Origin of the sequence: Collimonas fungivorans, assembly GCF_001584145.1 — a bacterium.
In the GTDB taxonomy this organism is placed as follows: domain Bacteria; phylum Pseudomonadota; class Gammaproteobacteria; order Burkholderiales; family Burkholderiaceae_D; genus Collimonas; species Collimonas fungivorans.
On sequence record NZ_CP013232.1, the window covers coordinates 3,121,004 to 3,140,615 of the forward strand.

Annotated in this window: 8 protein-coding genes; 1 reads left to right on the forward strand and 7 read right to left on the reverse strand. The window is 54.9% G+C overall.

Annotated features, from left to right (window positions below; translation table 11 throughout):
* Nucleotides 1-21 precede the first annotated feature (21 nt).
* From CFter6_RS13365 to CFter6_RS25130, 3 genes are read right to left on the reverse strand one after another with little or no spacing between them, the layout of a single operon-like run.
* Nucleotides 22-870 (reverse strand): transposase, encoded by an 849-nt coding sequence (locus CFter6_RS13365; protein ID WP_061540350.1) that lies wholly within the window; start codon nucleotides 868-870, stop codon nucleotides 22-24.
* Nucleotides 871-877: 7 nt separating this feature from the next.
* A complete protein-coding gene (locus CFter6_RS25125; RefSeq protein ID WP_205631393.1) occupies nucleotides 878-1,174 on the reverse strand; it encodes a transposase in 297 nt (98 codons plus the stop codon).
* Between the two features lie 7 nt (nucleotides 1,175-1,181).
* A complete protein-coding gene (locus CFter6_RS25130) occupies nucleotides 1,182-1,478 on the reverse strand; it encodes a transposase (RefSeq protein WP_082814770.1) in 297 nt (98 codons plus the stop codon).
* Nucleotides 1,479-1,713: 235 nt separating this feature from the next.
* On the opposite strand from CFter6_RS25130, the gene CFter6_RS13370 reads away from it, so the two are divergent.
* Nucleotides 1,714-2,724 (forward strand): IS110 family RNA-guided transposase, encoded by a 1,011-nt coding sequence (locus CFter6_RS13370; protein ID WP_061540351.1) that lies wholly within the window; start codon nucleotides 1,714-1,716, stop codon nucleotides 2,722-2,724.
* 55 nt (nucleotides 2,725-2,779) lie between these two features.
* Here the strand turns inward: CFter6_RS13370 and CFter6_RS13375 are convergent, their stop codons facing one another.
* From CFter6_RS13375 to CFter6_RS13390, 4 genes are all read right to left on the reverse strand, one after another.
* Nucleotides 2,780-3,388 (reverse strand): hypothetical protein, encoded by a 609-nt coding sequence (locus tag CFter6_RS13375; RefSeq protein ID WP_236904261.1) that lies wholly within the window; start codon nucleotides 3,386-3,388, stop codon nucleotides 2,780-2,782.
* A complete protein-coding gene (locus tag CFter6_RS13380) occupies nucleotides 3,388-4,464 on the reverse strand; it encodes a hypothetical protein (protein ID WP_150118757.1) in 1,077 nt (358 codons plus the stop codon). Before CFter6_RS13380 ends, CFter6_RS13375 begins: the two co-directional genes overlap by 1 nt.
* Complete coding sequence (locus tag CFter6_RS13385) at nucleotides 4,464-8,588, reverse strand: LysM peptidoglycan-binding domain-containing protein (RefSeq protein ID WP_167351391.1); 4,125 nt, start codon at nucleotides 8,586-8,588, stop codon at nucleotides 4,464-4,466. The genes CFter6_RS13380 and CFter6_RS13385 overlap by 1 nt, the downstream gene beginning before the upstream one ends.
* A gap of 431 nt (nucleotides 8,589-9,019) precedes the next feature.
* Nucleotides 9,020-19,225, reverse strand: coding sequence for an RHS repeat domain-containing protein (locus tag CFter6_RS13390; protein WP_061540354.1), 10,206 nt, complete (start codon nucleotides 19,223-19,225; stop codon nucleotides 9,020-9,022).
* Nucleotides 19,226-19,612: the final 387 nt, after the last annotated feature.

Sequence of the window (19,612 nt, forward strand, 5' to 3'; positions counted from 1 at the left end):
CAAACGTAAATTCGTCCTGCCCTATGTATCGCTGTCATTTCTTTCGACCTTCTTTATCGCTCTGCTCACGGTCGAATAATGTACGCCAAAATACTCGGCAATCTCCCGCAAAGTGTAATTTCCGGTAGCAAACGCCACCGCCATCGCCAGCCGAGGCTCATCGTACTGTTCACGGTAGCTTGATAGTGGCTGTGCTGTGGGATGGCGTTGAGTACGCGGGATTTCTGTAATTTCCTGGTCCGACAAATCCTGCATGCGCAGTAGGAATGCGTCGCTGCCAAGATAGATTTGCCCACGCAAGTTTTCCCAAATCTCGGGTAGGCCGATGCCAGCTCTGACAAAATCGATATATTTGACGACCGCTCTTTTTCGCTGACGACTGAACTGTCCCAGTATCCAATCCGTCTGCAACCACCCGGGAGGATCCTCCACTCCAAGCATCGCCGCATAAGAGCTCCAACGCCATTTGCCGACATCTTTAACCATACGTGCCCGCACGGGATTGAGTACTACATAGCGTGACAACTCAAGCAAATAACTGTCTTTTTCGATCAGGATGGCTTTGTAACGCCCTTGGAAAACATGACCTACTCTGCCATGCCGGCGGTTGAAGCTTTGAGTATAAACACCATTAAGTTGGCGCATGCCTTGCGACAAATTTGCTTCCGCCGTCTCCACTACGATGTGGTAATGGTTGGACATCTGGCACCAGGCATGACAAGTCCAGTTGAAGCGCCTGCAGACTTGTCCCAATATCTCCAGCCACAGTAATCGATCTTGATCATCGATATAGATATCTTCGCGCCTGTCGCCACGCGAAGTAACATGATAGACACCACCAGCAAGTTCTATTCTTAAAGGTCTGGACATAGTCCAATCATGTTAGAACATGAAATATGTCACTGCAAGACCTGACCCCGATCCTGTAAACACCGTTAAGTTGGCGCATGCCTTGCGACAAATTTGCTTCCGCCGTCTCCACTACGATGTGGTAATGGTTGGACATCTGGCACCAGGCATGACAAGTCCAGTTGAAGCGCCTGCAGACTTGTCCCAATATCTCCAGCCACAGTAATCGATCTTGATCATCGATATAGATATCTTCGCGCCTGTCGCCACGCGAAGTAACATGATAGACACCACCAGCAAGTTCTATTCTTAAAGGTCTGGACATAGTCCAATCATGTTAGAACATGAAATATGTCACTGCAAGACCTGACCCCGATCCTGTAAACACCGTTAAGTTGGCGCATGCCTTGCGACAAATTTGCTTCCGCCGTCTCCACTACGATGTGGTAATGGTTGGACATTTGGCACCAGGCATGACAAGTCCAGTTGAAGCGCCTGCAGACTTGCCCTAATATCCCCAGCCACAGTAATCGATCCTGATCGTCGACATAGATATCTTCGCGCCTGTCGCCACGCGAAGTAACATGATAGACGCCACCAGCAAGTTCTAATCTTAAAGGTCTGGACATAATCCAATCATGCTAGAACATGGCATATGTCATTGCAAGACCTCGTATATTGAACCTACCGCATCGCCATTGGATAATCAGGATGTCGAAGCGGTCGGGCAGAGTGATGCCGATTAGACTGAGTGCGGTTGAGCACGTGGGTCAGATAGGTGCCTCTGCCCGTTTCATTTTATAAGTCCGAACGGTATCTTGGGCCATCGCCTGGCGCGTAAGCCCGCATACGAGAAAGGTCAAAATGGAAACGGTGTGCGCAGTTGTTGGTATCGATGTGAGCAAGAAGAAGCTCGATATTGCCTTGCTGGTCAACGGCAAGACCAAGGCCAAGGTGGTGGATAATTCGGCCGAGGGATACAAATTACTCCTGGAGTGGTTAAGCAAGGCGAAAGTCGCTAAAGAAACGCTGCATGTCTGCATGGAGGCCACTGGGATTTACTATGAACCGGTGGCATTGGCGCTGCATGACGCAGCAATGAGCGTTAGCGTGGTCAATCCGGCCTGCATCAAAGGCTTCGGCCATAGTGAGAATATCCGCAACAAGAACGATACTGCCGATGCCGGACTCATTGCGCGCTATTGCGCTGCCATGAAGCCCGCGCCTTGGGTGCCGCCACCGCTGGAACAGCGCCAGTTGCGGGCTTGGTCGATGCGAGTACAAGCATTAAAGGATATTCGCCAACAGGAAGAAAACCGGCTTGAAGCGAACACCTTCACCGGTATGAGCGACGTCGCCGACCATGTGAAGCAACACATCGCCTGGCTAAGCGCTGAGATCAAAAAATTGGAGGGTGACATCGATGATCACATCGATCGACATCCCGGCCTCAAGCATGATGCCGAGCTCATCACGAGCATCCCAGGTATCGGCAGCACTACGGTGGCGAGGATCTTAGGCCAGTTGGGTGACATCCGGAGATTTGACAGCGCCAAGGCATTCGCCGCATTTCTCGGCGTAACCCCGAAACAACGCAGCTCCGGCACCTCCATCAAAGGTCGAACCATGATTAGCCGAGTTGGAAGCATGTCTATGCGGGCGGCGCTTTATATGCCTAGCTTAGTAGCATGTCGACACAACCCGCTACTACGTCGCTTTGCTGAGCGACTATTGGCCACCGGTATGGCAAAAAAAGCTGTAATCGGGGCCGTGATGCACAAAATGACACATCTGATTTACGGAGTGGTCCGTACTGGCAAGCCCTTCGATCCCAATTATTTAGCGAACGGGCTTGCTATTCAAGACGGTATCTGACCCCGATCCTCCCATGACCCCGATCCTCCCAGCTCTAAGCTATTTGCCCCAATAATTACATGTCATGTTGTTGATCAACAGGCTCAGAAATTACCGATATTGCCATTATTACTTGATCAGGATATTCGTCGAGATCACCATAGCCCGTGACCTCAAGCGCACCATACTCACTATCCGAATAGAACAATTCCTCAGCGTCGTCATAAACCAATTTTGCACATGGAAGCAAATCACAAACTTGATCACCCAAGCCAATATTTTCAGGTAACTTTCCACGATAAATATTTTTCGGCATGTCACCGTCCTTTAGCTTTTCGAAATGCCAAGCTTTAACGGAACGCACCTTTCCGTCACGAACAACAACCCCTAGCGCACGAGGATTCGCGCCAAGATGGTCAGGCGTATTAAAATACAAACGCCAATTCGTTAAATCCTTGTCATGAACGCTGAATAAATAAATTTCATCAGCATTCGAATTACTCTTCATCAATTGGAGAATTGGAGACATCTCAAATTGATATAAATTATTCGCACCATCAACCGCATACGTTGACAGCAAATCCAATAATTCACTAGCATCCATGCCCAATTCTATTCCAGCCATAGAAATGGATGGCACAATTGGAGCATTCCAGCTGATTACTCTACCTTTGAAATTTTTCATTACTTTCTCACCCATGTATTCGTTGCAGGGTTAAATACCACCTGCTGTCCTTGAGGATTTAGATAAACTGTATTTTTATCATATAACGGCATACCATTTGGCTTGAACGATGGAGCATAGCTATTAGGGTCGACAATTTTTATCTTACTACCATCGGTATTGGTCAACTTATAATATTGGCCCGTGTGCGTACTAACGTCACTCGCAGGGCTAAATTGCACTTCCTTAATACCGGTAGCACTATTTTCGACAGTAAATATTTGTGCGTTACCAGAGGAAGATGCATGCGGTGTCTTGGTCGTTACAGTAGCACCGTCCATAACGAAAGATTGCTTCAAATCGTCTAAGGATGACCCCCATACTCCCGATGGGTTCTCTGCAATGTTGCGCGGTATGCCTGCATCCATTGCCAAGCTTTCCCGCAAGCCAACTCGATTTGCCGCCGACGTTGCCGGCCCTGTGCTACTTGCCCCAGTTTGAGCGCGTCCCACCCCCATCAAGCCGCCCGTGGCTATGCCAGCAAACAATCCTCCGACCGCTTCAGGTTTCCCACTAATTAGGTCATTGAGCCCATCTCCGACTCCTTTCAAAACACCCAATGCTTTTTCACCATATGTTGCTTTTTCATCATAAACAATTTTTCCCAAACTTGATCTCGGCGCGCTCTGTGGAACCTCTTCAAATCGCATCGTTCCATTAGAATCAATTTTCAGCTGCGGCATTTCGCCCAACGCATCCCCTACAAACAACGCTGTTTCTTTTGCATATCCCCAAGCACCGTCAAGCATGCTACCAACATAGCCACCGACGGTGGATTTGTCTGGATTTCGTAAACTCATTGGATTGACATTTTTTTGCATCAACCCTGCTGAACCATTATCCGCCATCAACTCATATTCTGGCGCCGGCACATTCATTGATGCAGCCATATCAGCCATATCTCGGTCGGAGATACCATAGGGCGTCACAGGAATCACAACCCCATCTTTCCGCTCAACCACATCCTGTGCATAGGTTTTCTTGGTATTAGCTGCTGTCATCTGATCCACAATCGCATTACCAATAGTGCTAGCCATCACATCCTGCAAAATCCCCGACATCTGATTCTGAAGACTTCCGCCCGCACCACCGCACTGGCTCCACCTGCGGCAAGGCCGCTGACAATTTTCCCATATGTCTGATTTTTTCCAATCTCGGTTTGCCCCACGCTACTGCCAACCCCTTGGGCAATGGCGCTGGCAGCGACACCGCGCCAGTCGAAATGACTTTGCAAGCCGGTCGCCACTTCAACCCCCTGAGTGACTACACTGCTGACGGCACCTTGCGCAAAACCTCGCACAAAAGCGTCACTACCCGCCATCGGCATACCTTGGGTTACCCCTGCAGTTACTGCACCACCAACGGCGGCCATAGCCACCCCCTTCCAGTCAAAGCCGTTTTGCTCACCACCGGCAATCAGAACGACTTGTGACGCTGCAGCCCCTGCCGCGCCCGCCACCGCGCCCATTCCAACAGTTCCCCAGAATTCAGTTACATACGGGGTCGCGGTTCCCATTGACGCGTAAATTATTACGGCTGACACAACGATTGCCACCACCATGGCAAGAAATTGCACAAAACCGCCGCACCCGCCGCCCGACGACGAGGTGGGTGGCGGCGGCGGCAACGGTTCCGGCGGGAGGATCGGCATGGTGTCACCGATCGCTTGCCCTGCGTTATAGACCCGGAAGGTCGAAGACGTATTGTGGAAATTGCCGACTTTGTTAGGGACGGTCAGCACTTGCCCAGCTATCAAATGATCGCCGTTGGTCAGACCGTTGGCGTCGGCAATCAGGTACCACAAGGTAGAATCGCCCCATACAGCGCGGGCGATCGAGCTCAGCGTGTCGCCTTCCTTGCTGGTGTAGCTGCTGCCTGCTGTACCCGGATAGCTGGAGTTGATTGGCTGGTAGTTCTGGTCGAAATCCGCCGAAGCGACCGGTTTGCCGTAACGGAAGGCGCTGACCTGTTGCGTGCCGCGCTGCGCCATCTCTTCCGCATAGGAAATATTCGACGGGCCGTTGTTGCTGACGTCGCCTATCAGCTGGCCGTTCATGTAATAGTAACGCTGCGCCAGATTCAAGCGCCCGGCGCGCAAATCGTCGCGCCGCAGCACCTGTCCGTATTGATCGCTGGTGTAGGACAGGATCCGTGAAGTTAACGGATTGCCGATATCGACGCCCTTGTTGTCAGCTTCGTGCGCCTTGACCTGCTTCAGGTGGCCATTGACGTCGTACTGGAAATCCGACAGGCCGGTGCCCCAGCGCCAGGCATTGGGATTGGCCGGATCATTGCCGCGTATTTGTATCTTGCTCTGCTTGGCCTCGTCCCACCAGACATAACTGGTAACGGTATCGACCCCGGTGCCGGCCTGATTATTCGGATCATATTGGAAGGTGTGCGTGACTACGCCTTGATCCGCACCGGTATAGTGGCCGCTGCCGTCGTCCAGCCTGTAGTCGTACTTGGTCACCGAGGTGCTGGCGGCAGTTCCCACCGGGGTACTCACATTCGTTTCTCGTAATAACCGGTTATCGGCGTCAAACGTGCTGGTCTTGTTATACAGCACCGTGCTGCCGTCGGTAGCGTACTCATAATAATTTCCTATCCGGCCGAGCAAGTCGTTCACTCGGCGCGAACGCAGCACGCCATTGAACGCCACGTCCTCCAGGTATCCGTCCTTGGTATACTTGTAGGTCTCGCTATGGCCATCATTGCCATAGACGGCGCTGGTGCGCTGGCCGGCAAGGTCGTAGCCGATCTGGACGCCGGTTGTGCCAAGACCGATGGCGCCGTTGCTAAGCTGCCCCATGGTCACCACGAAACGGTTTTGCGTATCGTATTTGTACCAAAAATCTTGCGTGGCCGCGGCGCCGTTCATGCCGTCGGTATAGTTGCTCAGCACCCTGCGGCGATTGCCATTGGCATCGTATTGATAAAGAATGGCGGCCAGCGGATCGGTATAGGTCTTGACCCGATTCAACTCGTCATAAGTAATATCGGCCATCTGGTAGGTGATCCGGCTGCCTGGCGCATCTGCCGTGGTAAAGGATTCACGGGTCCTGTTGCCTTCCTTGTCATACTCGAAATACGAAAGCATGTTGAGCGCGTGGTCGGTAATGCTTTTGACATAGCCGTTGGCATAATAGCTATAGTCAACGCTTTGACCCGCGTTCGAGGTCTGGCTCTTCAGATGAGCGGCGGAATCATAGCTATACGTGACCACATGACCGCCAAAATCCTGATGGCTGGTCGTATGCTGGAAATAATCGGTCTTGTCGCTGGCGCTGCGCGAGCCGGTATAGCTGGTGGTTTTTAGCCAGCCGCCGGTCGGCAGGCCGCCGACGCCAAGGATGCTTTGATCATAGCTGTAGGTATAGGTAATTTCCTGGCCGCCGAAGCTGCGGGTGCGAGTCACTCGTCCGTCGGCATCGTAATCGGTGGTCTCACGCTGCTGCATGGCATTGGTGTGGCTGATGCGGTTGCCCAGCGTATCGTACGTATAACTATCTACCGACGACACTGCTGCCGCTCCGGGATTGCTGATGCTGCCGGCGTCGCGCGCAGGATGGGTGACTTGAATCAGCCGCCCTACCTGGTCGTAGACATTCGAGGTCACACGAGTCAACTCATCGGTAGCTTTGCGCAAATCGCCGAAAATGTCGTACTCGTTTTTCTTGCTGCTGCCGTCTGCATGGAACTCTTTTGTGACGTGAGCGCTGCCATCCGCCTGATTGCCGAATCCGGCAAGTTGCGCCTGTATATTCAGATTATTGTTAGCGTCACGTACGCCAACCAGCTGGCTCGATGCATCGTAGTAGTACTGAGTGGTCGGCGTGACGCGTACGATAGTACCGTTTTCCAGGGTCGCATCGGTTTCCGGCGCTTGTTTGCTGACCAGTTTCCCGGCAGTGTCATAAGCCAGCCTGACGACATGCTGCAGGCCGTCCTTCTCAGAAACGACTTCGCCAAAGGCGTTGTATGTCTGGCTGCGGTTAATAGCGGATTCGGTATTGATGCTGTCCGCAGGCCCTGTTTTGTTCAGGCCAGTGATGGCCCATCGCATCTGGCTTATCTCGCCGGTGCGATCGGCATTGATCTTCACCACCCCCTGTGCCCGTGGCACACCGCCAGACGAGACAATGATTTGACCGCTGGCGTCGAACAAATCGTAGACATATTCCAGCAACAAGGTACCGGCGCTTGGACGCAACCTGTCGACGTCCCACACATATTTTCCCGCACCGTCCTTGGTCAGGGTGACCGTACTGTAATCGCCGGTAGTACCGGCATTGCGATACTGCAGCACCAGTCGTATCGCGTTGTTTGCCGGCGGGGCAAATGTAATGGTGGCGGGTGCGATGTCTGTTACGGCCGGGCTGATTTCACCCTGGTTATCTCCAAGCCGCAACACACCGTTATGACCAGAGTTAACCAAGACACCGTTGCCATCAAACGTCTGGAAGCTGTAGTCAACAATGCTGCTGGCGAAACGATCTGCCGGCGCCAGGCTGCTGGCGTCCCAGTCGAACTGGTTATTTTGGTTCCACGTCAAGTTAGCGCTGCCGCTTGGCCCGCCGCGCACCGAATAGGTGACACGCATAGTGGCAGCATTGGCCGGCTGACTATGAAAGGAGACTTTTTGCGCGCTATCGCTGGACTTCTTCAATGCAGACGCATTACCAGCCGGATTGAATGTTCCATATACGCGATTGAGCATGGTTCCGGTTGCACCGGCGCCCGAATAGCTTTCGACATAATATTCATAGTCCCCGCTGAAACCGGAGACCGGCAATGTGAACCAGCCTGGCGAAGCGGGATTGAGTACCTGCGTGGCCCACCCTTCCCCTGTATTCGCATGTCGGTAAACAACCCGTGCTGACTGGGCATTCACCAATTGTTGCGTAATTTGCAGCGCCGTGGCGCCAGTGGACCAGCCTTCCCGGCTTAGATAAGCCTGACCGGTACCGCTGATGCCCATTGGCGTCTGGCTGATGCTTGGCGTCGTTTTGCTGGTGTTGAACAGCCCGGTTTCAGCGTTCAGAACATTTCCTGCAGTGTCCAGAGTGAAGTATTGCAATTCCCAGCTGCCTTCTCCCCAGCCGGTCCAGTCTACGAAATACTGGCCGCTCATGGGACCACCACCAAAATCCATGGTCATTTGGGTCGGCGTAAACTGTATCCATGCCGCAGACGAACCTGCTGGACGCATCATCGCAACTATACGGCTAGTTGACGGTGACTGGTTCGTGAACTGCATTAACTGCTGTGAGTAAGCAGTGGCGCTGGCGCTGACCTCATCGTTACCGGTAGTATTCAAATCGTGCGATAGCGCTCCCAGCGTGACGGAGGCCTGCACAATCACGCGCCGTCCTCCATTGACATCCTGATAGACGATAATCGGGAACGTCCCGCTTGGAAACGGCGCCGTATCCAGGCTGCAACCTATGGACTGGGCACTAGGTGCAACATTCCCATAGTCAACACCATTGATGAGAAGGTGCAGTTGTCCGCCACCGTAACGCGGGCCCGGTGGCAGCGAGACCATGGCTTGCGCCGCCCAATTTGCATACCAGGGCTTCTCGTCCCTGATCACCTCGCGTGCCTGTGAGATCGTGATGCCTGCCGAGCCAGCACTATTGATGGAAACGCCGCCTTGCCATTGCGGCGCGGTGGTTCCGACGGCAGTGTCGGCGCGGGTCGGCCCACAGTCACGAGACCGCTGCCTGCAAAATTAGTGCCTGTCTGCTGCGTCAGGAACTGCTCGATCGTGATCATGTTTTTTGCACTGCGCATGGTCGGCTGATAGGTTTCCGTCAGCTGATTGCGGCGGTCGTACACGCTTACCATCAGATGGATGCCGCCGCTATCGATGCCGGCTTGCGTGACCGGATCGCTAGAGCTTCCTTGGGTCAGGCTGGTGGCCATTATCTGATCCAGCGTCATATTGCGCAGATTGGCGCCGGCCGATTGAATCAATACTGTGGCGTTGCCGTTAGCGTCGTACAGATAGACCTTGGTGGCGCCGTCGCCGGAATTGGTCTTGGAAAGCAATCCTCGGTTGTCGTATTCAGCGAATTCTGCGTAACTGCCGTTGACACCCTTGCCGACGACTTCACCGTAGGCGTTATAACTAACTTGGTGGATGTCCCCGCTGCTCCATACACTCGCGTTTGGATCACCGTTGAGAGCCGACTTCAACTGCCGGGATATCTCGCGATTTGCCGCGTCATAGATAACCGTTGTAGCATCCAGCCGTTTCCCGCCATCGGAATTCTTGCTGATGACGCGCGCCTCTGTGATATTTCCCACCGCATCGGAATAATACTCATACCAGCCGTCGACGTTGAGCGTGGACTTGCGGCTCAAATGACCTGCAACATCATAGACAAAGTTGGTGACGCGGTCGTCCGCGCTGTTCTTGCCGCGTACGATCGATTGCTTGACGTTGCCCAGGCCGTCGTACAACGTGTCCGTTGTCGGCCGCACCAAGACGCCCTCGAAATCAATAAAACTGGCGCCTTGCGTTCGCGTCTGTCTACCCATCGCATCAAAAATCCAGTCGCTGACATCACCGTTGGCCTCGGTCTTTTCGGTGACATTGCCCAAGCCATCGTAGACATAGCGTGTGGTCGCAGCGCCGGTAGCGGTGACCAGCCCCCCGCTGCCGTTGATACTTGAAGAGACCAGATTAAGGCGGCTTTGCGTCAGCAGGCGATTCTGGCGGTCGTAGCTGGATATGGTGATGCGGTCGTCAGCGCTGACGCCGGCGTCTTTGATTAGCTGACTAACGTCCGATGTGACGCTCGCCGGAGTCGACAAGGCTTTGGCATAACGGTATTCCGTAGTGACACTGTCATTCTGATCGCGCGTCCAGACCGTCAGGTAGTGTTCGGCGTCGACTTGAGCGATTTTTTTACCGACCGCATTGTAATATGACAAGATCTGATTGCCCCTGCCATCGGTTTGCACGACCACATTCCCCATTGCATCGTACTGCTGGGACGTCAAAATCGAACCCGTGGAAATGCCCGCGACCACACCATTAACCGCCTGCTCCGCAATCGTGGCACCATCGACTCGCGTCGTTATCTGCCGATTGTTCTTGTCGTAGCTGTAATCCGTTTCTCTATAATTGCTCGGTTTGACTGCCGTAGGCAACGCGCTGCCCACCGGCAAGCCCACCACATCTCCATAGATTCGTGCGCTGACCATGTTGCTGGCAGCATCATATTTCCACTCGGACAAAGTACCCGCGGCACTCAGCTCTGCGACTTTGCGATTGGCGGCGTCGTAATACCAGCTAGTACGGTTACCATTGGCATCGGTATATGAAGTCTTGTTGCCCGCCGCATCATAGGTCCAATGTTGTTCAGGACGGGCAACCGACCATTGCCATACCTTATCATCGCGAATCGCGACTGCATCGCCGATTTGCGTGATCAGGCGGTTATTCTGATCGTAAATGTAGCTGGTGGTGCGTTGCTCCGGCAGCCCCGCTGCTTCAATCATTTGCGTACGGTTGCCGCGTGCATCGTAACTGTATTGTTTCACCACCGGCACCAGCACCCCGGCGCTATTACGCGAAGTGATCGGCAGGGTTTCGCTCAGCAGCAGGCCGCGGCCGTCGTAAGTGCTGATAGTGACACCTTCGACCTTGTTTTGATAACTGACGCGATTGCCAGCGCCGTCATAACCGAACAATTCGAATTTGCCTTCGGCATCGGTGCTTTTGACCAGGCGATCGTTCTGGTCGTATTCAAGTTTGGTAGGGGCATCAGCTGCACTGGTCGTCAAGGCGGGAGGAGCCGATACCGACAAAGTACCGCTGACTGGCGTCGCGTAACGTACTACCAGGCTTGGTTTACCCGATGCGGTATAGCTTGTCTGGGTGGCATATCCCAACGGATCGATCTGCAGCACGACCCGGTTGTCCTGATCGTAATAGAAATAACCTGCGTTACCCTTCGGATCGATGACCTTGACCGCATTGCCAAAAGCATCGTACTGGGTGGTTGTCACTGCATACTGCGGCGGTCCCGTGTCATCCACCCTATTGACAGGTACGGAAGTCGAGGTTTTTCTGCCGAGAGAATCGAACTGTTGCGTAGTGGTGTAGCCGCGTTCGTTGGTGATGCTGGTGGCGTTGCCCATGGCATCGTAGCCATAGCTGATGGTGCCGGCAGCAGCCGTGCCGGCGGCTTTGGTTTGCTGCATGAGCCGGCCAGCCGCATCGTACACATTGCGCGTCGCCTGGTCATCGGTGCCGAGCAAGACAGTGGGTGTCCAGGCGGATGGTCCGGTAGCATTGGCGGATATTTCTTCAAACTGCGCGCGGGTGGCGAACAGCCAGGAATCAGCTTGACCTGCGTCGGTGTTGTCCTTGCGTAAAATCAGGCGGGCACGAACTGCACCTGGCGGCGCCTTGCCAGCTGCATATACGCGCTTATAGCCATCTAATGTGCTGCCTCCAATACGCTCTTGGAGGGCATCTTGGGAATCCGCGTTGACTGGCGCGATACCCATTGGCTTGCCGTCGGCACCCCACCATTCGATGATGGCTTCCGTTGTGGCACGATGTGCGCCTACATATGCAGAAAAGCTGTAATTTTTTTCTGCATCTACATTAACAAATTGATAGATTTCCTGATAGCTATTAGTCGCATCCCTACCCGATTGATGCAAGTAAACAGTTTTTTCGCCAAAGACACTTTTGTTAACCGACCAGTCAGCGTTTAAATTAGCCCCTTTTTGATCCGCACTGACTCTCCAGTCGCCATAAGCCCAACCCAGCGGCACGCCATCGCTGCCGATATCGGCAAAACCAGAGTTAATCAATTGATTAACGCCGATCCCGGTGCCTGGGACTTGGCTGGTGCCATTTTGAGCTGCAGACTGTTCCGCCTTGCCTTGAACAAACCAGACGCTTGTATCCAGATTGTCAGCTGCCGTGGTGCCGAATTTGGCTGTATCCGAATCACCCTGCAGCACCACACCCCGTTGAACGCTGGTCACTGTGATATTGTCGTACAGCACCGCACTGCCAGCCGGGTGATAAGCACCATCGCGATCGCCGTAAACATAAGCCCACAACATGTCATCGTGTTTTAACGTCAGCGTTACCGTCATGGTCTGCCAGCCGTCATTGCCATAGACGGGCGCCGAAGCTACATAATTATCGTATGGCGTATCTCCGCCGGCATCCCCTAGAAATATACCTGCCGCGCTTTGCGCACCGGCCTTAAAACGCACCGACATGGTGACCGTGTCGCCACCTTTGAAGCTTCCCAGAGCCCGCGAGGCAGAACTGTTCGTGCCTGCGACATACGACACTTTTAAGCTGCTGCTCTGATTGGTCGCCAGCTGCGCCTGAATTTGCGCTGCAGTCAAGATGTCCGTAGTTTTATTAACACTGCGTACCTGACCGGCGTTGCCAATGGTCCATGATGCAGAACCGGCACTCATGTCTGCATTCGGATTCAACACTGCGCCGGTTGCAACATCAATCAGTTGGACATAATCGACTTCCATCGTCCGATTGGCGTCGGTGCTGGTATTGCCGTAGTAGTTATAAAGCAACAATGGAGATGCGCTTTTACTGCCCGTAAAAAATTTATGGGCGTCGTAAACTCCAGCCGAGGCGGTGTATTCACCGCTGATCACTCCCTCGAAGACTTGCCAGCCCATATCGGGCGTAAGCTTGACATTGTTTGCGCCAGCATAGGAGAAGTTTCCTCCGCTCAGGTTTGCTAAGGGTGTGCCATTGGCGTCTTTGGTAGTCACGCCCAGATAGAAACCACCCTCGCCGCTTACCTGGCGCACACGAGCGCGCACGATGTATTGTTTGCTTGTATCAATAGGCGCATAGACACTGCCATCCAGACGGCCGGCATCGTTGACAGGACTCGACAGCGACAGTGTCTTCCCATCCGTACCACCCGCGCCTGGCACAGCGATCGGCTTCGCGTATTTGATGGTTTGCGTTACCTGGCCATTGGCGTCGTAAATCTGCTGTGTGACCGCGCCTATGGCGTCGACGCTATAGATCTGCCGATTGGCGGCGTCATATACATTGCGGATTATCTTGTCGTCGGCGCCGCTCAAGATGGTCGGTGTCCAGGCCGACGGTGCGGTAGTTCCGGCCGCGATTTCTTCAAACTGCATGCGGGTGGCAAACACCCAGGAATCGGTTTGTCCTACATCGGTATTATCTTTACGCAGAATCAGGCGCGCGCGCACCGCTCCCGGTGGCGCAACACCCGACGCATACACACGCTTATACCCTTCCAGCATGCTGCCGCCGCTGAGCTGGTCTAGCGCGGTGTCCTGTGAAGCTGAATTGACAGGAGCGACGCTGATCGGCTGGCCGTTGGCGCCATACCATTGAATGAGGACCTCGCTGGTGGCGCGAGGTGCGCCGACGTAAGCTGAGAAGCTATAGTTCTTGCCAGCGGCTACATTAACGAACTGATATATTTCCTGATAGCTGTCGACCGGATCCCGGCCAATCTGGCGCATATAGAAAGTCTGCTCCCCGAAACTGGTCTTGTTGACCGACCAGTCAAGATTCAGATTGACGCCTTTGGCATTCGCGCTCGCTCGCCAGTCGCCATAGGACCATCCCAGCGGCACACCATCGCTGCCCATGCTGGAAAAGCCTGGGTTGATCAATTGATTTGTGCCGCTCGGGACGAGCGCAGTCAGGTCGATATTGGCCGTCAATGGCCCTTTCAGCGGTGTTACATAATCGGTCCGACGCACCACGTTATTGTTATTGTCGTAGACAATCTGGTTAACCGCACCGGCGGAATTGATCGTATAAGTCGGGCGATTGGCTCTGTCGTAAATATTGACGACATGGCCGTCATGCGCCGGATCAGCAACAGCTTTGAGTTGCAGTGCAATGTTCGCCAATGTCGCCGGTTGTCCTACCGGGATTGTCTTGACGTAGGTAATCCGTTCGATGCTATTGCCGTTGCCGTCGTAATGCTGCTCGACTACCGCGCCGTTGGCATCCACGATGTAAATCGCACGCCCCAAGGCATCGTAGGCAATTTGCGTTACCCTGTCGCGCGCTGCATCGATGGCTGGCGCCGGTACAGTTGCAGCATTTGCCTTGAGAGCGGCAAGATCGCTTGCGCCAAGACGCGTGGCATAAGCCAGACGCTTGATGACATTGCCATTAGCGTCATAGCTGTTCTGCGTCACGGCGCCGGTGGCGTCGATTATCCATGTCAAGCGGCCGTCGCGGTCGTAACGACGCAACTCTGTCGCATCCATTGCATTGTTCGCCAATCGCGGCTGGATATCGGCCGGCACGGGCGCCGTCGACAAACCACTGATGCTGATCGGTGTCGCGTATTTGGTGGTTTGCAGAACCTTGCCGTTGGCGTCGTACGTTGTCTGCGCAACATTGCCCTGGGCATCGATGACGAAGGTCAAACGGTCATTTGCGTCGTACACATAACGTGTCACATTGAGCCTCGGGTCAGTCACCGTGACTGCATTGCCTTTTTTGTCGTAACTGGTGCTGGTGGTCAGGTTCAAACCGCTCGGATCGACATGCTGCTCTACGCGGCGCCCCAGGTTATCGTAGACATATTGCGTTACCGTGCCGCCAGGGCTGGTGACGGTCAACACGTTGCCGCTGCCGTCGTAGCTATATCGCGTCGTCAGCTTCAAGCCGGCTGGATCGAGCGTCTGGCTGAGCACCTGTCCCTTCAGATTAAAGCTGATCTGCGTCGCCACGCCATTGGCGTCCGTCGTCACGACTTGCTGGCCCTTGGCGTCGTACTGGTATCGGGTAGTCAGGTTCAAGCCGTTCGGATCGACCTGGCGGGTGAGCACACGATTGGCCGCATCAAAGCTGAAGGCAGTGATCGTGCCCCGGGCATCGATGGTGCTGGTCAGACGATTGGCGTGATCGTAGGTGCTGCTGGTGGTCGTCGTCAGCGGCGCCGTCGTCGACAGCAGGTTGCCGTTCTTGTCATAGCTGTATTGCGTCACATTGCCCAGGCCGTCCGTGATGCTCTGCGTCTGGCCGTTGCGCGTCTTGACGGTCGTCACCTCCACGCCTTCCGGCGTGGTCAAAGTGGTGCTGCGCGCCGTCGTGTTGTAGCTGTAGCGCGTCACATTGCCCAGGCCGTCAGTCTGCGCCAGGGTGCGATTAAACGCGTCATACGTCGTTGAACGCTGCGCATTCAACGGATCCACCGTTTGCACGATTCGACCCAGGCGATCATAGCTCTGACTGCGGCCATTGCCGTTGGCATCCACGCTACGGATCACCCGCCCGAAGGCATCGTATTGGGTCGACGTGGTTGCGTTCATCCCCAGCGGGTCGGCGACAGACCCAATCAATAAACCGCGCCGGTCGTAGCTACTGGTTTGCGTCAAGGCGTGAGTCGCATCGATATTGGTGGTGCTGAAGACCCGCTCGCCAAAGGCATCGTAGCTATACGTGGTGATGTTCTTGAGTGCATCGGTGCTGGTCGCCAAAGTGCCATTGGCGTTGTACGTAAAACTGCTGGCACTATCCACGGTGCTGTTGCGCACGGCGTTCAGCGCGCTGGTCAATGCTGCGCTTACCAAGCCGCCGGTCAGGCCGCTGGTGCTGACCCGGGTACCGTATTGCACGGTTGCCGTCAGCTGGCCCAGGCCATTGTATTGTTTCTCCGACACCTCGCCCAAGGCGTTCACCGTCTGCGTCAGGCGATTGTCGACATCGTAGAAGAACAGGGTTTTATTGCCGTTCTGGTCGGTCGTGCTGGTGCGCCGCCCGGCAGCATCATAGGTATGGGTCAGGCCATAGCTGGTCCAGACGGCGTCGATTTGCGCCTGCGTCAGGCTGCCTGTCAGTTGCGCATTGCCTTCTCCCGTCAATTCTCCAATCAGCCGGCCTTGCACATCGTAGCGGGCACTGATAGCCCGAATGTCGCTGGCGCCTGCCGCGCTGATCGTCTGCGTCAAATGGCCAACACTGTCGTAGTTATATTGCGTTACGGTGCCTTCTGCATTGGTCTGCTGCTTGATGCGATTCAAGGCATCGTAGTCGGTCGTCGTCACGCGGTCATCGGCGCTGGAGACCGGGCGGAGATTGGCAATAGGCGTATTGGCGGTGACCGTTGCCGTTACCTTGTTGGCGTAACGCACGGTCTTTGTGACATTGCCATTGCCGTCGTAGACCTTCTCGGTCAGATAACCTTCGCCGTCGATTTCTCCGGCAATCTGCCCCTTGCCGTTTAACAGGAGCTGCGTGACGATATCGCCGGCGCTGGCCGTGGGCAGCAATTGCGCCAGCGTCCCGGCAGCGCGCAGGCTTGCATCGGTCTGCGTTGCATAGCCAACCCGGCTGGTCACATGGCCCGCGCTATCGTAACGCTGCTCTGTGAGATAGCCTTCCGCATCCAGCGTGGCGCGTAACAGCCCGTCGTTATCATAAAAACTGCGGCTGACGCGGTCGGCATTCGATGCGGTTGGCGCTATACTGCTTGCGCTCGGTGCACTACCCAGATTGCTTGTATCGATAAGGCTGGCATAACTGACGGTACTGACCAGGCGGGATGCGCCATCATAGCGATACTCACTCACCAGGCCGGGCTGGCCATCTACCGTCTTCGATAAACGATTTGCACTGTCATAGGCGCGCCAGGTCTTGTGGTCAGCGCTGCCCGCAGCAGGACGGATAGTCGCCAGTGTGGCCGCTGTCAGGTTGCCCGCCGCATTGGCCAGTTGGCTGATATCAATGGCTGTTGCATAGGCGATGGTTTGCGTCAGCTGGTCGTCTTTGTTATACACATATTCCGTCACGCTACCGTTGCCGTCGATATCAGCTACCTTGCGGCCGTCATCGTCGTACAGGATGAAGCTGCGCACGCCCGTCGGATCCTGCGTCATGCGCAGGCGGTCGTCGGCATCGTAGACATACAGCGTCGTGCCCAGCACCTGCCCGGCATTGCTTTGCTGGACACTAGTCAGGCGGCCAGCTTGATCGTAGGTGCTGATGGTGGCCAGCCCGTTGGCCTGCGTCACTGTGGTCTTGTGGTTAGCGTCGTCGTAGCTGGTGATGGTCAGCTGCTGCGCGGCATCCTTGCTGGTCAGGATCCGGCCCAGGCCATCATAGGTAACCTGGGTCAGTCCGTTTCGCCCATCGATCGTATTCAATAGTAATCCGGCCTGGTCATAAACATACTGGATCACCGTCTGGCTGCCATTGGTCACGCCATTACCTTGGGCATCGACCGCGCTCCAGCTGGAGGATGTCTGCAATTGCCCACGCGCATCGTAGACCATGTCCGTGCGGGTGATTTGCGTTTGATCCTGGTTACCCGCCCATGTGTTGAGTGTCGCTTCAGTGGGCGCATCAACAACAGCCAGATTCGCCACACCGTATGTGGTACTGGCATACTGAATGCTGCTGGTACGCTCGCCGTAGCTGTTGTAACGGTATTCGGTGACGCGTCCCTCCGCACTCACCACAAAACGCAGCCGGTTGTGATTGCTGCCGTCATAGATATAGCGTGTCGTCAGCGGCGTACCCGGCTGGCCCGCCCCGGCACCATCCGGATCCGGCACCAGATACGTCGTTTCCGTCACCAGCTGGTTATTGCCGTCATACGTTCGCGTCACCGTATTGCCGGCAGCGTCACGCTGCAGGACCTGGTTGCCGTTGCTGTCGTACTGCATGTCGATGGCATGCCCCTCGCCATCGACCACCTGGATCACGTCGCCAGTGGCGTTATAGCTGAAACTGGTGCTGGCAGCCACGCCGCCCACTGCCGGGGTCGTGATGCGGGTCAGCTGGCCGGCGCTGTCATAGTCGTACAGCGTCTTCAGGCCCAGCGGATCGATCACCGTGGTGCGGCCGCTGGCCGTATCGTAGCTATAGCTGGTGATATGAGTCAGACCGTCCTGCACGGTCGCGATCCTGTAATCGGCGCCGACCTGGACATAGGTAAAACTCTGGCTGCTGCCGTCGCTTTGCGTCACGCTGGCGATTCGTTTGCTACTACCGTCGTAGGTATAGGTCGTGCGGTAAACCTGGCTATCGGCGATCGCATTGTCGGCAGGTGTCAGGTCCAGCGTCACGGTCGACAGCCTGTTGCTGGCGTCGTAGCTGTAACGCACCCGGGTCAGGGTGTGGCCGTCGGCGGTCACCGTACGGATCTGGCTCAGGTTCGTGCCGTTATAGTCGTAATAAGTGGCTTCCCCTGCCGCGCCTACCACGCTGGCGAGCAGGCCGTTGGCGCCGTAGTTGTAAGTGATGGCATTGCCGTTGCTGTCAGTCGAGGACAGCAGCCGGCCGCTGCCTGCGCCGTCGTAGACGTCCTTGCTTCCCGTGCTGCCGCTGGTCCAGACCAGCTGGTTGTGGCCGGCGTCGACAGCGATCGTATCGTAGGCGCCGCTGCCGTCGGTGCTGACATACAGTTGCCTTGCGGAATCATACTGGTAGGTCGACTCGGAGCCGTCGCGCCCGGTGCGCACGATGCTGCTGCCGGCTGCGGACAGGCTGCCGCTGATCCGCAGCTGCTGGCTATAGACGCCGTTGGACCAGTTATCGCCGTTGTCGTCGGTGAACTTGCCTTGGCTGTTATAGGTCCGCAGCGCCGCAATATCGATACCGTGGTTGACCAGCAGGTCGTCGCGGTCCTGCAGCACCAGGTTGCCGCTGAAGACATTGACATAGGCCTGCTCGCCATTACGGCCCTGGGTAGCCACTCCTTGCGCGCCACGCTGGCCCAGCGTGTTCATCGAAGTCAAACTCACACCAAGGCTGTTGCCGCTGACGATCGCTACCATATCTCATCCTGTCTTCAGAAAGTATTGTGCGCAGTACCCAGAAATCTCAAAAAGCGATCCCTGACGCTGCTCCCTTCCAATACATCCTTGCTTTACAGAATTTGTTTAGCGTTTTCTAAAATATTTTTTACAGACTTCTTCTTAGCCCGCCAAAAAAATGTCATTTTTGCAAATGTTCCAGCAATTAGCAGGCCGCGCTAAACTTTTTGAGCGACAGCCGGATATATTGGATATACGGTCGCGGGCAAGCAGCGATGTCCTTACTCGACGGCTCAGATAGAGGTGGAAATCTCTGCATATATTGGGCAATTACCTGTTTGCCGTTTTACAATGAGAACAAGATTGAATCGGCATTGTATTTTTCGCAATATCGATCAAGACATAATC

Bases quoted from the DNA above. Each gene is read 5' to 3' on its own strand.
- CFter6_RS13365 (WP_061540350.1), bottom strand. From the start codon at position 870: ATGTCCAGACCTTTAAGAATAGAACTTGCTGGTGGTGTCTATCATGTT.
- CFter6_RS25125 (WP_205631393.1), bottom strand. From the start codon at position 1,174: ATGTCCAGACCTTTAAGAATAGAACTTGCTGGTGGTGTCTATCATGTT.
- CFter6_RS25130 (WP_082814770.1), bottom strand. From the start codon at position 1,478: ATGTCCAGACCTTTAAGATTAGAACTTGCTGGTGGCGTCTATCATGTT.
- CFter6_RS13370 (WP_061540351.1), top strand. From the start codon at position 1,714: ATGGAAACGGTGTGCGCAGTTGTTGGTATCGATGTGAGCAAGAAGAAG.
- CFter6_RS13375 (WP_236904261.1), bottom strand. From the start codon at position 3,388: ATGAAAAATTTCAAAGGTAGAGTAATCAGCTGGAATGCTCCAATTGTG.
- CFter6_RS13380 (WP_150118757.1), bottom strand. From the start codon at position 4,464: ATGGCTAGCACTATTGGTAATGCGATTGTGGATCAGATGACAGCAGCT.
- CFter6_RS13385 (WP_167351391.1), bottom strand. From the start codon at position 8,588: ATGACCATGGATTTTGGTGGTGGTCCCATGAGCGGCCAGTATTTCGTA.
- CFter6_RS13390 (WP_061540354.1), bottom strand. From the start codon at position 19,225: ATGGTAGCGATCGTCAGCGGCAACAGCCTTGGTGTGAGTTTGACTTCG.